This window comes from Mesorhizobium sp. M0074 (genome assembly GCF_040322975.1).
Classification (GTDB): Bacteria; Pseudomonadota; Alphaproteobacteria; order Rhizobiales; family Rhizobiaceae; genus Mesorhizobium.
Map to the genome: position 1 here is coordinate 150,312 of NZ_JAMYUM010000004.1, position 13,368 is coordinate 163,679.

Consider the following 13,368-nt stretch of genomic DNA (forward strand, 5'->3'; position numbering starts at 1 on the left):
ACAGATCGATCGATCTATCATTAGGACTGATCACCTCCAATTCGACCAGGAATCCAGTGACAGAAGACCAATTGGACCGGATCGACAGGAACATCCTGTCGGCTCTGGGCAGCAATGGCCGGCTTTCCATGTCGGACCTGGCGGCTAAAGTCGGCCTGTCGAAGACGCCGGTGCAGGCACGAGTCAAACGGCTGGAGAAGGACGGCTTCATCAGGGGCTACCAGGCGATCATCGACCGTGAGCGCATGGGCGAAGGCCATGTCGCCTTCGTCCAGGTGAAACTGTCCGACACCCGCTCGGCCGCGCTCGACGCCTTCAACCGCGCCGTGCAGGCGGTGCCGGAGATCGAGCAGTGCCACATGATGGCATCGAGCTTCGACTATCTGCTGAAGGTCCGCACCACCGACATCGCCGCCTACCGCCGCGTGCTTGGCGAGCGCATCTCCGCCCTGCCGCACGTAGCCCAGACCTCGACGTTTGTCGCGATGGAGACGGTGAAGGATCGGTGAGTATCTCTGCATACAGACCGATATCAGCGGCCGATCCAACGCTGGCGACTAGCCTATCCCCACCATCCCTTCGTCATCCCAGGGCGGAGCAAGGAGCGAAGCGACGCGGCGCAGACCCTGGGATGACGAAGTGGAGAGATGTCTCAGCTAATCTCGAGGCTTTGTGATTGCCACCTTTTTAATTTGCTTCAAGTCGGGAAAGTCGAAATCTATCTTCACGTCCCGGCAAACCCAACGTCACTCCGCCAGTGTCTTCAAAAACGCCACCAGCGCCGCGCGCTCGTGGTCCGAAAGCTGCAGCGGGTGGACCTCTGACACACCCTCGACACTTGCCGGCGCCTTGGAATAATGCGCCACCACCTCGTCGAGCGAGGAAAACTGCCCGGCATGCATGTAGGGCGGACGGGTGGCGGCACCGCGCAGCGACGGCGTCTTGTAGGCGCGGACGAGTTCCGGCCCGGTCTTGACCATGAAGCGCAACTCGCGGCAGGCGCTGGCATCGCCGTCGCGAAAGGCGCCGAAACAGTTGAACGGATCGGCCTCGACCTGCGCCACCGCCTCGACGCGGCCGCGATCCGGCGGCAGGCCCGCGACCGGCGGCACGCCGGTATTGTGGAAGCTGCCGTCGGTAAAACGCGGGCCGTTGTGGCAGGTCACGCAATTGGCCTTGCCGATGAACAATTTCAGGCCGAGGATTTCCTCCGACGAAAAGGCGGCGTCGCCTTTCGGCTCGGCGCCCGCAGCCAGGTCGAGGGCAAAGCGGTCGAAGCGTGTCTGCGGCGGCGCGATCGAGCGCTCGAAGGCGGCGATCGCCTTGCCGATATTGGCAAAGACGCGGTTGACCTCCTCGGCTTGGCTGGCGGGCATGGCGTTCCAGGCCGCCTTCTCGGCATCGGTGCCGAACGGGCCGGCATTGGCCGGCACGCCCGAAAGGTCAGGCAGCGGCCCGAAGATGCGCTCGTAGCGCTCGCCGAAGCGGGCCTTGATGTAATGTGCGAAGGCGGCGCGGTTGCCGGCCTGCTCCAGCGGATTTTCGAGCGGTGTCAGCGCTTGCGCCCACAGGCTGTCGCGCCGCCCGTCCCAGAAGAACCAGGGATCATGCGCGACGCCGGCCAACGGCATGGTACGACGGTTGGTGCGGCCGACGCCGACCGCTTGCGGCAGGTCGTCCTGGAACTGCCGGTCGATCTTGTGGCAGGTCGAGCACGATACCGTGCCGTCGCCGCTCATCCCGGTGTCGAAAAACAGCGTCGAGCCGAGTGCCGCGGCGGCCGGCACATCGGCGACGCGATTGGTGGTATCGGGCTTCAGCGGCGGCAGCTTGGACAGGGCCAGTGAGGCGATGGTCTGCTTTTCGGCATCGGAAAACTCCGGTCTGCCGCAGCCGGCAAGCACGGCCACCACCACCAACGCGAGAAGACTGGGAAACCGGCTCATCTATGGCTCACAGCACCACATTGAAGACGACAGTGTCCGAACCGGCCGCAGCGGAAATGGCAAAATGCAATTGCCACCACCCGCTCATCGTGAATTTGACCCCGTCGATGCGATAGCGCCCCGCGCCGAGGTAATCGGTCGCCTGCGGGCTGGTCGGCAGACCGTGCTTGTGCTGCGGCATGCCGCCGGAAATCGTTATCGCAGCACCTTCCACCGGCGCACCCTCGACGGTTTTGAGCGTGAGCAGCCAGGATTCCAGTTCGCCCTGCCGGATGACGCCTTTCTCGGGCTCGAAAGTCGCCGCGAACAGCTTGTTCGCCGTCGTCTTGGAACGGCCGACATCCGAGCTTGGTTGCGGCGCACGCGGCGCCGTCAGATAGACGATTGCCAGCACGCCGGCGAGCAAGGCAGCCAGGCCGAGGCCTCCAAGAAGATAACGCCATAACGATGCCAAACCCATTCCTGTTCTGCGGATAACGTTTCGCTGGGCAGATCGCGTCCCACGCCCCTGTGGGAAATCGCGCCCAGTGCAAGAATCCGCCGTCGCCAAGCATGGCGCTGCCGGCTGCAAAAAGCTACAGCACCGCAATTGCAGGGATGGAGGAGTGCTTCATGGCAGGAAACGGCATCGCCTCGATCGGCGAGTGCATGCTAGAGCTTTCGGGCCAGGCCGGGCCGAACTGGCGCATGGGCTTTGCCGGCGACACGTTCAACACTTTGTGGGCGCTGCATGCCTTGAGCGGCGAGCGGCGGGCGACCTATGTGTCGGCCTTCGGCGACGACCCGTTCTCACGCGACCAGATCAAGTTCCTGGCCGAGAGCGGCATCGGCATCGGCGCCAGCCCGGTGATAGCGGGCGCCCGCCCCGGCCTCTATGCGATCACGCTGACCGGCGCCGAACGTTCTTTCACCTATTGGCGGGCCGATGCGGCCGCAAGGCAGTTGGCTTCGGACCCAGCCGCTTTGCAGAAAAGCCTTGAAAACCAGGCGCTTGTCTATTTTTCCGGAATCACTTTGGCAATCCTCGACGACGACGCACGCACGGTGCTGCTGACGGCCGTGGCCAAGGCGCGCGCGGCCGGCTCGCTGATTGCCTTCGACCCCAATTACCGGCCGCGGCTATGGCGCCAAAGCGAGGAAGCGCAGGCCGCGATCCTCGAGGCGCTCGCCGTCGCCGACATCGCGCTCCCGACCTTTCCCGACGAGCAGATGCTGTTTGGTGATACGACACCGCAGAAAACAGCTGAACGGCTGCGAAAGCTGGCCGGCGAAGTCGTGGTCAAGAACGGTGAGGAACCGGCGCTGATCGCGCAAAACGGAACCTTGCAATCGGTTCCGGCGGTGCATGTCGCCGCGCCGGTCGACACCACCGGCGCCGGGGACTCCTTCAACGGCGCCTACCTCGCCGCCCGACTTGCCGGCCATGCCCCGGCAGAGGCGGTGCTGCGCGCCCATCGCGTTGCCGCCGCCGTCGTGCAGGTGCGCGGCGCCCTGGCGCCGTTCGAGACGCTGAGGGCAGCGTTCGAGGCAACTGCTATCTGACCTTGATGACGACCTTGCCCTTAGCGCGTCCTGTTTCGACATAGGCCAGGGCGTCATTGGTCGCTTCGAATGGAAAGACCCGATCCACAACCGGGCGGATCGCGCCGGCTTCGATGAGAGCGGTGATTTTGCTCAGCTGATCGCCCTGCGCCCACATGAAAAGGAACGAAAACTGCACGCCGCGGCGCTTGGCTTTGGCCCGAATTCCGCGACTCAGGAAGCGCAGCGCCAGCCTCAGCATCAAGTTCAGCCCCTTTTCCCTGGCAAATTCGGCATCCGGTGGACCGGAGATGGAGATGAGCTTGCCACCCGGTTTCAGCACGCTCAGGGATTTTTCCAGTGTCTTGGCGTCCTGGCTGTTCAAGACGACATCGTAGCCCGACAGAACTTTCTCGAAGTCGTCTTTCCTGTAGTCGACGATGACATCGGCGCCGAGACTTTTGACCAGATCGGCACTCGCCGCGCTCGCGGTTGTCGCAACGGTCGCGCCGAGGTGCTTGGCCAACTGAATAGCAAATGTCCCGACGCCGCCGGAACCAGCCTGAATGAAGACCTTCTGTCCCTTCTTCAGGTTTGCCCGTTCGATGAGCGTCTGCCAGGCGGTGAGACCGACCAGGGGAATCGACGCCGCCTCTTCCATACTGAGATTCTCGGGCTTCAAGGCTACGTCGGCCTCATTCACGGCAATGAATTCGGCGAATGTCCCAATCCGGCCGTCGCGCGGCCGCGCATAGACATCGTCGCCGGCCTTGAACTTGCGGACTTTCGATCCCACGCGAACAACCTTCCCAGCCACGTCGTGGCCCAGGATGAAGGGCCGGCGATAAGGCAGGATGAGCTTGAATTCCCCGGTTCTGATCTTGGAATCGAGCAGGTTCACCCCTGCGGCATGGACCTCGACCAAGACATCGCTGTCCTGGAGCTCCGGCTCCGGCATTTCGGCCAGCCGCAGAATGCCCTTCTTGTTATACTTATCGACAACGAATGCCTTCATGGCAGTTACTTTCTAAGAATGTCTGTTGTTGTTCGGGACGAAACAAGCCGAACGTTTTCAGCTGCATAGCCGCCCTGCGGCAAGGCCTCAGCCTCGAGGAAGGACAGGGCTTTCGGGACAAAATCGGCGTAGTTCTGAAATACCCCGCCATGCCCGGCATCCGGATAGATAACCAGATGCGCCCCCGGGATACGCCCTGCGAGATCATAGGTATTGCTGCTCGGCACCATCCTGTCCTGGTCGCCATTCGCAACCAAAGTGGGAATGCGGATGGTGCTCAGGTCTTCAGGCGCCTGGAGTCCATAGGCCTTGATCGCCTTGAGTTGCGCGCCGAACGCGCTCAGCGATATCGCCTTGTCCCGGTTATTCCGGCGCTCCTTCAGCCGTTCCAGAAATGCGTTTGCGGCGCGGCGCCCATTCGTCGTTCTTGTGAAGAAGAGATAGTACTTCGGATCCCGAAAAGTCAGCGCGCCCTTGATCATGTCCACGATCGTCAGCGGCGTCACCTTGTCGATGCCTTGCCCACCGGCCGGCCCCGTGCCAGCCAGGATGAGTTTGCGCACAAGCTTGGGCTCGGTCAGCACAATCTCTTGCGCCACGAAGCCGCCGAGTGAAAAGCCGAAGAGATCGACTTCTTCGAACCCCAGCGCCCGGACAAAGGCGATTGCATCCCGCGCCATGCCGGAAATGGTCGACGGAGTTTTGCCACCCGAAGCGCCGATGCCGCGATTGTCGAAGGCAATTACCCGCCGGGTCGCAGCGAGGCCATCGACGATGCGCGGATCAAAATTGTCCAGCTGAGCAGCCAGATGGTTGAGCAGGATCACTGGCACGCCCGTCCTAGGCCCGAGTTCCCTGTACGCAAAAGCTATGCCGCCGACATCGACGGAGCGCGTTGGCGCGTCCTGGAACAACGCCGGTGAACGCGGCGACCGATTGGATCTATGTGTCATGCTTGGCGCCTCCGTTTCGTAGGGCCTGGCCAAATGTGTCGTAGTTGCTAGTCGCATGTGCGTGAAATCGTCTGGCTCGCCGTTGTTCAGACCGGCAGTCGGAACTGCTTGCGCAGGCTCTTGTCGAAAATCCCCGCGGGGGCAAAGCGGCGCAGCAGGCTGACCTGGCGCGCTGCCTTGCCAGCGGTATAGCGCCGCCGCGGACGGGCATCGGTCGCTGTCTTGACAACCACATCCGCCACCACTTCCGGCTGATCGGCCTTGGGCATCACATCGCCCAGCAGCGCCTTGAGCCCGGCTCGAGCCCGATCGTATTCCTTCAACAGCGAATCCGGCTCGATGCCGTTCTGGTCGAAGACGGTGCGGACGAATGCCGGCTCGATGACGGAAACGCGGACGTTGAAGGCGCGCACCTCGTGGTCGAGCGATTCCGAATAGCCTTCGAGCGCGTGCTTGACCGCCGAGTAATGAGCTGAGTATGGCGCGGGTACCAGTCCCAGGATCGAGCCGATATTGATGATGCGCCCTTCGCCGCGCCGCCGCATCGACGGCAACACCGCATTGGTCATCCGCATGACGCCGAACAGATTGACGTCGAATAGAGCTTGTACCTGTGCGACCGAGGATTCCTCGGCGCCGCCTAGCAGACCGACACCAGCATTGTTGACCAGGAGATCGATCCGGCCGGTCTGCGCGAGCACGTTGGCAACGAGCGCATTGACGGCCGCATCATCGGTCACGTCGCATGCCAGCATGGTCACTCCGCCCGGACCATTACTGGTCTTGCGGCGACTTGTCCCGAAGACAGTGAAACCCGCCCGCGCCAAGGCCTCGGCGCTGGCGCGGCCGATGCCCGAGGAGGCTCCGGTCACGATTGCGGTCTTTTCAGAATTCCCATTCATTTTTGATGTTCCAGGTTCGAGAGGTCTAGCTTATTTCCACGAATTGAATTATGGTAGTAATATCAGATTATGAGCATAATGCAATAGCAGGACAGGGAAGAAAGACTATGCGCTACGAAAAGGGCCGAAAAGACGCGTCACGCAGCCGGATCATGGAGGTCGCCGCCGAACGTTTTCGATCTGACGGCATCGCGGCGTCCGGGCTGGCAACCATCATGAGCGACGCCGGGCTGACGAACGGCGCCTTCTATCCGCACTTCCAGTCGAAGGCGGAGCTCGTCCGTGAAAGCGTCGCGGTGGCCTTGGACGCGCAGTCGCATCAAGTGCAGGAAGCATTGGCCGCCGGCGGTCCGGAAATGGCCATAGAGACGTATCTATCGGCCGAGCACCGGGACAATCCTGGAAAGGGTTGCGCTTCGGCCGCGTTGTTGCCGGAAATCGCGCGGCAGCCGCCTGAAACGCGAGCCCTCTATGCCGAGCGCGCTCAATCCCTGGTGCGCCAGATAGCTGAAGCTCTGCCGCAGACGAACGATCCCGAGGGCGCTGCGTTGGGCATGTTTGCAACGCTCATCGGCGCGCTCCAACTCGCGCGCGCCGTGGAAGGAACGGAATTATCGGATCGTATCCTAGCGGCGGGAGCAGCTGCCGCAAAGGCGCTGATCCGGCCGGTTCAAGACGAGGTGGCCTCCTGAGGGCAGCCCGGATTATTCGGCCGGCTCGAATCTGCCTTGCACCAAGACTGTCTCCACCGGCCCAAGCGGATTGATGATCCGGCTCTCCAGGACTTCGATAAGTTTGCGTCCAACACCCGCCATATCCACGGAATGAACTCCGATCTTTGCCGGCAGGAAGCGTGCCAGCCGCGTGCTGTCACGGGTGACGATGTGGACGTCGCGGCCAGGTGTAAGACCCCGCTTGCCGAGAGCGTGCAACGCTCCCAGAAGGCCCAGTTCGTTGGCGCACGCCAAGCCCGTTGGCGGATCTGATGACGCCAGCAAGCGATCGAACCAGCCTGCGCTCGATTCCATGGTGAACATGCCATGACCGATCAACGATTGGTCGATCGGAATACCAGCCTCGGCCATTGCCCTTCCATACCCGGAAAGACGCATGGCACTCGTCTGGTCCTCCGGAACGAGAAGTTGCAGCGCAATGCGTCGACAGCCCTTATCCATGAGCCGCCGGGTCGCCTCGTAGGCAATCTGTTCATTATCGACATCGACATAAGGATACGCGATATCCAGGTCGGTTCTTCCAAACGCGACGAACGGCATGCGTTTGTCCAGCAGCAGCTTGACGCGCGGATCAGCCGACACCAGACGCGTGATGATCAGGCCGTCTGCGTTGCGCGCCTGAAGCTGGCGCTGCACACTCTCAACGGGATCGTCGTCGGGAGTGGTGGAATAGATGGACAGACTATAACCGGCTTGCCGCGCCGCCAGCGTCATGCCTTCGATCAAAGGAAGCTTCAACAAATCGGACAGATGGTCTCGTGTTTCCATCGGGAGTACTGCCGTCAGCGTCTGCGTTCGACCGGTTTTGAGCGCGCGACCATGATGATTTGGCAAATAGCCGACCCGCTTAGCCGCCTCCTTGACGCGGGCTATGGTCGAGGGCTGCACCTCCGGCCCATCCTTCAGAGCGCGGGACACCGTGGTCACCGAGAGGGAAAGTTCCGCGGCGATCTGCTTTAGATTGGCCATTGTTCGCCCGACTTCATTTGCGAAAGCGCCGGCTGATTTGCTGACCGCCATAACGTTACCGAATTCGACATCCCGGTCAATCGAAACTCCCGTAGGAAGCAGCTTGACTCCAGCGCATTGAGATGCAATCGTAACGTTACGATTACAAAATAATGGCTCTTTTGAGCGATGTTTGATAAAGTTGGGGAGGAGAACCTATGTCTTGGCTACGCATTTCCTTAACAGCATTCGCAATCTCGGCTGCCCTGCCCGTTCATGCGCAAACAGTCACCATCACGACCGCAGGTGGGGATTATGGTAACGCCATGAAGGAAGCCATGTGGGGCCCTGCTGCAAAAGAGCTTGGCTATGATGTCCGCGAGGAGACCCTAAGCGACGGCCTGGCCGCCTTGAAGATGCAGGTCACCTCGGGTGCGGTCACGACCGACGTCATTCACCTGGGCTCACCGGAAGGTGCCCAGGCGGCCGCACAATCGCTGCTGGAGCCGCTCGACTACAAGATCATCGATCCGAAATCCGTGCCGGTAGGTGCAAAGTCCGACTACTGCTATCCGTTTGACTCCTATGGCACCGTCATGTCGTGGAACACCAAGACCTATGGCGAGAACCCGCCGAAGACGTGGGCGGAATTCTGGGATGTTGCCAAATTTTCTGGCCGTCGCGCGTTGCGCGCCAATGCGCAAGACTCGATCGAGATCGCGCTTCTCTCCGATGGCGTGGCACCGGCGGACGTCTATTCCGTGCTCAGCACGCCGGAAGGGCTAGAGCGCGCCATCAAGCGGCTTGAAGCGATCAAACCAAACGTCGCCGTGTGGTGGACCTCGGGGGCTCAGTCCGCGCAGTTGCTGAAAGATGGTGAGGCGGATTTGGTCATTACCTGGAACGGACGGGCCCAAACCGTGAAAGCCGATGGCGGCGCGGCTGACTACACGTTCAAGGGTTCGGTCATCGGCACGGACTGCCTTGGGGTGCCGAAGGGAGCGCCGAACAAGGAGGCCGCCATGAAACTCATCGCAGCGATGACGCAGCCCGCGCGGGTTGCCAAGCTGACCGATTTCATTGCCTACGGCCCCGTCAATCCTGCGGCATATGAGGGTGGCCTTATTCCCGAGGACCGTCTGAAGACCCTTGCGACCGCGCCTGAAAATGCTGGCACTTCGGTGTTTTCCAATTCAGAATGGTGGGTCAAGAATGGCGAGGCTGCCCAAAGAGCCTTCGATGAAATGATGGCCCGCTGACTCTCAGCTCTAACGCATGTCGCGCAAAAATGTGCAGCGCGCGACAACGACATGCATGAAAACAAGAACCTAAAGCGCGTCGCGTGAAGCCAGTCGAACGCGACGCGCTTCAAGGCTGGAGCACATGATGAAGTCGCTCGCGATCACCATCGAAAGCGTGCACAAGGCTTATGGGTCCTACGTCGCACTGGATGATGTTTCGCTCGACATCCAGGCTGGCGAATTCCTCACGCTGCTAGGGCCATCGGGATCGGGCAAGACCACGTTACTCATGGCTCTGGCCGGTTTTGTCCGGCCGGATTCCGGTAAACTTTTCTTGGGCGATCGAGACATCACCCGCCTGCCGCCCAACAAACGAGACATCGGCATAGTATTCCAGAATTACGCCTTGTTTCCCCACATGAATGTCATGGCGAACGTCGCGTATCCGCTGGTGCTGCGCAAGGTACCGAGAGCGGAGGCGCGTCAGCGGGCGCTTGATACCTTGGCCCGCGTGAAGCTGGATGGTCTGGCGGAGCGCAATATTGCCGCACTATCCGGCGGCCAACGTCAACGGGTGGCATTGGCGCGGGCTATCGTCTTCGAACCGCGCGTGATGTTGATGGACGAGCCGCTGTCGGCGCTCGACAAGAACCTGCGCGAGAGCATGCAGTATGAGATCCGGCGTCTGCATGATCATCTACGGATCACCACAATCTATGTAACCCACGACCAGCGCGAAGCGCTGATTATGTCTGACCGGATTGCGGTGATGAATTCTGGCCGCATCCAGCAGATAGATACGCCGCAGCGGATTTATGATCGTCCATCGACCCGCTTCGTCGCGGAGTTCATGGGCGAGGCCAACATTGTGGCCCCGGGCTCAGCGCGCAGAATCGACGGCGCCGAAGCATCACGCGAAACTCTGATGATCCGCGCCGAAAGCTTCCATCTTGATGCGAAGCTCGTCGGGGGAGACGGAGTGGCTCTCGAAGGAATACTGCGCGCCAAAGCGTTCCGCGGCGAGAACTGGCTTTTGACGCTGGCGCTTGACGGCGGGCAAGAGGTTCTTGTCTGCATTCCGGCAGCGCTGGCCGGCGGCTGCGCCGAGCTTGCCGCCGGTCAGCGGATGACCGCATATGCACCAGCAGCGAAGGTTCACGCGATACCGGGAGCGATGGCGTGATCGTCGTCCGGGACCCGGCGCTCGCTGCGGATGCGCGGCGCGAGCGGCGGTTTTTTCTTTCACTTTCGCTCCCGGCGCTGTTCATCGTTGGACTGGCGGCGATACTGCCCATCCTTTGGATCATCCGGCAATCCTTCCTGACCACCGGGGGTGAGTACACCGTCGGCAATTACGAGAAGGTCCTTTCGAGCGGACTGACATGGTCGGCGCTCGTCACGACCCTCGAACTGTCCTTGGGTACGCTGGCGGCCTGCATTGTTCTCGGTACCCCTCTGGCGCTGGCTCTGGCCAGCATCAGACCAAGGCTGGCCAACGTGCTCATGGCGTTCGTCATGCTGCCGCTGTGGACCTCTATTCTGGTGCGTACCTATGGTTGGCTCGTGCTCTTGCGGCGCGACGGCCTGATCAACGCGGCTTTGACCGGTTCAGGCCTGACGGCGGAGCCATTGCCGCTGGTCTACAACTTCACGGGAACGCTCATCGGCATGGTGCACTACATGCTGCCACTTTTTCTGCTGCCTGTTTATGCTGCGATGCGCGATATCGACCCAAATCTCATTCGCGCGGCTGCGAGCATGGGAGCCACTCTCAGGCAGGTCATCCGCACAGTCATTATGCCGCTTTCGGCGGGCGGCATCTTCTCGGGTTCGATCATCGTCCTCATCTACGCCATAGGTTTTTTCATCACGCCGGCGGTGCTTGGCGGCGGCAAGGTAAATCCGCTCTCTACCCGGATCGAGCGTACACTATCGACCTTTCAGGACTGGGGATCGGCAAGCGTCCTGGGCATTCTGCTCCTCGTACTTATGGCGCTGATCGGTGTGATGTTGCTGGCGGCACGCCGTCTGGTGGCCCAGAACACCGTGGAAGCCTCCCATGCTTGAAGCCTATCCGCAAAACAGGCTCGCCCGCATTTTGCTCTGGAGCTTTGCCGCTCTTATCATGGCATTTCTGATGCTGCCGACGCTCGTGGTGGTGCCGCTTTCCTTTTCGGCGTCGAATCTCCTCGAGTTTCCGCCGCACGCCTACTCGTTGCGCTGGTACGAGAACTTCTTCGGCTCGGCAACGTGGATGGCCGCGCTCAGAACGAGTTTGATCCTTGGGACGTTGACGGCGTTGATCGCGGTGCCTTTCGCGCTGCTCGCCTGCATTTCAATGAATCGGCTGGGCGGAAAGACCGCTGCGGCCATCCAGAGCGTCCTGCTGACCCCCTCGATCACCCCAGGTATCCTGCTTGCGATCGGTCTCTTCTTTGTGTTGGCCGCACAACATCTGATCGGAACGCTATTCGGTGTGCTGGTCGGACATGTGGTGCTGGCCGTTCCGGTCGCCTGCATTGTGTTGCTACCCGCTCTCGCCCGCTTTGACTGGAACCAGGTTCAGGCGGCGCGCAGCCTCGGTGCAAACTGGGCCAGGTCCATTGGCGGAATCATCGTTCCGCAACTTCGGATCAGCTTGCTGTCGGCGACATTAATGGCGTTCCTGACTTCGCTCGACGAGTCCGTGATTTCGATCTTCATCGCAAGTGGTCGCAATAGCACGATGCCGAAGCTTATGTTCCTGTCGCTGCGCGATCAGATCGATCCGACCATTGCGGCGATCTCGACATTGTGGACCGTCATCGTCGTGGCCGTGGTCCTGATTGTGACCCTTCGCCAAAAATCCTGACCGAGACTGGAAACATGCCCACCAATTACCATGCAGCCGACGATCTGACGGATCATTCGACGGACATCCCTCAGGTAGGGTTGGCCATCATCACCGGGTCGGCAAACTGGGGGCTTGCCTTCCCGGAAGATGTCGAATTCGATGGTGTGCGCACCTTGCGGCGCGACATGAGTTTTGAAACACCTTTCGGTCGCACCGACAACTGGAAGCTGCTCGAGTTCGATGCGTCGATCACAGCGGAAGGGAGAGCAAAACGCGCGCTGTGCATGTATTCGCACGGCAATCCCCGCGACCGTATCGACCATTCCTGCCATCGCCGCGCGTTCTGGGTATTGATGCGGGCGGGTGTACGGCAAGTTCTCGCCTGCTCGACTGTAGGCGCCGTCAACAAGGCGATCCAGCCGGGCGACATGGTCGTGGCCGCCGACATCATCGAACTGACGCAGACCCCGTTTTCACTGCTTCCTGACCGCCAGAGCTTCGACTGTTCGGGCAAGCAAATCGTGTGTCCAAGATGTGCGGCGGTTCTGGTCGAAACGGCCCGCCGTCATTGGCCAGCCGAATGCCGCGTTTATGGCATCGAACAGCAGTTGGTGGCTGCCCATTGTTATGGGCCCCGGCTGACAACGCCTGCCGAAGCCTTGGCATATCGGGGCATGGGGGCGGATGTACTCAACCATTCCATCGCCCCTGAGGCGACCTTGTCGCGCGAGATCGGCGCGTGTTTCGTGCCTTGCGCGTTCGTGACGGCGGGCTTCAACGACTATATGGATCGCAATCGCCAGAAATTGCTGCAGGAGGACGTGCTGCCCAGTCTCTCCATGACAGCCTCGCGGGTCGCGCTGGAGACCGCCGCGCGACTTCCCGCTGATCCGGAATGCTCCTGTCACGGCTTGAAGTCGCCTCAGCCGAAAGAACGCTCCAGCCGGTTCTGAGACGACCTTGGTGCGCCGGATAGCTGAAGCTCTGCCACCGACCAAGAATCCCGAGGGCGCTGCATTGGGCGTGTTTGCGACGTTCGAAACGCTGAGGGCCGCGTTTGAGGATTAGGGTCAAAACTCAATCAGACTGGCTGCCGCCAATGGCCCAGATGGGCGGAACTTGCCGTTTGAATTAGTCGGCGGGAATGAGCACAGAGCGCCATTTGCTGACAATCATGGCGCTTCACCATTGCGGTCGTTCTCGCTACGACCTGATGCGGACCCGAAGCGGATGGTCGTTTGATCCGGTTAAACTCAACGCGCCACCCTACCACGT

Annotated in this window: 14 protein-coding genes; 8 read left to right on the forward strand and 6 right to left on the reverse strand. The window is 61.0% G+C overall.

Features of this window, described 5'->3' with window-relative positions; all coding sequences use genetic code 11:
- Positions 1 to 56: 56 nt before the first annotated feature.
- Positions 57 to 509, forward strand: a complete 453-nt coding sequence (locus NKJ73_RS07625) for an Lrp/AsnC family transcriptional regulator (protein ID WP_352568904.1) — start codon at positions 57 to 59, stop codon at positions 507 to 509.
- 237 nt (positions 510 to 746) lie between these two features.
- On the opposite strand, the gene NKJ73_RS07630 is transcribed toward NKJ73_RS07625, so the two are convergent.
- Positions 747 to 1,946 (reverse strand): cytochrome-c peroxidase, encoded by a 1,200-nt coding sequence (locus tag NKJ73_RS07630; RefSeq protein WP_352568905.1) that lies wholly within the window; start codon positions 1,944 to 1,946, stop codon positions 747 to 749.
- 7 nt (positions 1,947 to 1,953) lie between these two features.
- Positions 1,954 to 2,400: a FixH family protein gene (locus NKJ73_RS07635; RefSeq protein ID WP_352568996.1), complete on the reverse strand. Its 447-nt coding sequence runs from the start codon at positions 2,398 to 2,400 to the stop codon at positions 1,954 to 1,956.
- A 158-nt stretch (positions 2,401 to 2,558) separates the two neighbouring features.
- On the opposite strand from NKJ73_RS07635, the gene NKJ73_RS07640 reads away from it, so the two are divergent.
- Complete coding sequence (locus NKJ73_RS07640; RefSeq protein WP_352568906.1) at positions 2,559 to 3,488, forward strand: sugar kinase; 930 nt, start codon at positions 2,559 to 2,561, stop codon at positions 3,486 to 3,488.
- On the opposite strand, the gene NKJ73_RS07645 is transcribed toward NKJ73_RS07640, so the two are convergent.
- The 3 genes from NKJ73_RS07645 to NKJ73_RS07655 form a co-directional block, all read right to left on the reverse strand.
- Positions 3,481 to 4,482 (reverse strand): NADP-dependent oxidoreductase, encoded by a 1,002-nt coding sequence (locus tag NKJ73_RS07645; RefSeq protein WP_352568907.1) that lies wholly within the window; start codon positions 4,480 to 4,482, stop codon positions 3,481 to 3,483. The genes NKJ73_RS07640 and NKJ73_RS07645 overlap by 8 nt on opposite strands.
- Positions 4,483 to 4,487: 5 nt before the next feature.
- The gene (locus NKJ73_RS07650) at positions 4,488 to 5,435 is read right to left on the reverse strand and encodes an alpha/beta fold hydrolase (RefSeq protein ID WP_352568908.1); all 948 of its coding nucleotides are present in this window, start codon (positions 5,433 to 5,435) and stop codon (positions 4,488 to 4,490) included.
- An 86-nt stretch (positions 5,436 to 5,521) separates the two neighbouring features.
- Entirely contained in the window at positions 5,522 to 6,337 is an 816-nt protein-coding gene (locus NKJ73_RS07655) for an oxidoreductase (protein ID WP_352568909.1), read from the reverse strand.
- Between the two features lie 107 nt (positions 6,338 to 6,444).
- Between NKJ73_RS07655 and NKJ73_RS07660 the strand changes: the two genes are divergently transcribed.
- Entirely contained in the window at positions 6,445 to 7,029 is a 585-nt protein-coding gene (locus NKJ73_RS07660) for a TetR/AcrR family transcriptional regulator (protein ID WP_352568910.1), read from the forward strand.
- Between the two features lie 12 nt (positions 7,030 to 7,041).
- Here NKJ73_RS07660 and NKJ73_RS07665 read toward each other — a convergent pair whose 3' ends face one another.
- A complete protein-coding gene (locus tag NKJ73_RS07665) occupies positions 7,042 to 8,091 on the reverse strand; it encodes a LacI family DNA-binding transcriptional regulator (RefSeq protein ID WP_352568911.1) in 1,050 nt (349 codons plus the stop codon).
- Between the two features lie 146 nt (positions 8,092 to 8,237).
- Between NKJ73_RS07665 and NKJ73_RS07670 the strand changes: the two genes are divergently transcribed.
- From NKJ73_RS07670 to NKJ73_RS07690, 5 genes are all read left to right on the forward strand, one after another.
- Positions 8,238 to 9,278 carry an ABC transporter substrate-binding protein gene (locus tag NKJ73_RS07670; RefSeq protein ID WP_352568912.1) on the forward strand — a complete coding sequence of 347 codons (1,041 nt, stop codon included), beginning with the start codon at positions 8,238 to 8,240 and terminating at the stop codon, positions 9,276 to 9,278.
- A gap of 127 nt (positions 9,279 to 9,405) precedes the next feature.
- Positions 9,406 to 10,443: an ABC transporter ATP-binding protein gene (locus NKJ73_RS07675; protein WP_352568997.1), complete on the forward strand. Its 1,038-nt coding sequence runs from the start codon at positions 9,406 to 9,408 to the stop codon at positions 10,441 to 10,443.
- A complete protein-coding gene (locus tag NKJ73_RS07680; protein ID WP_352568914.1) occupies positions 10,440 to 11,327 on the forward strand; it encodes an ABC transporter permease in 888 nt (295 codons plus the stop codon). The genes NKJ73_RS07675 and NKJ73_RS07680 overlap by 4 nt, the downstream gene beginning before the upstream one ends.
- Complete coding sequence (locus NKJ73_RS07685) at positions 11,320 to 12,111, forward strand: ABC transporter permease (protein WP_352568915.1); 792 nt, start codon at positions 11,320 to 11,322, stop codon at positions 12,109 to 12,111. The genes NKJ73_RS07680 and NKJ73_RS07685 overlap by 8 nt, the downstream gene beginning before the upstream one ends.
- An 80-nt stretch (positions 12,112 to 12,191) precedes the next feature.
- Positions 12,192 to 13,046, forward strand: coding sequence for a phosphorylase family protein (locus tag NKJ73_RS07690; protein WP_352568916.1), 855 nt, complete (start codon positions 12,192 to 12,194; stop codon positions 13,044 to 13,046).
- Positions 13,047 to 13,368: the final 322 nt, after the last annotated feature.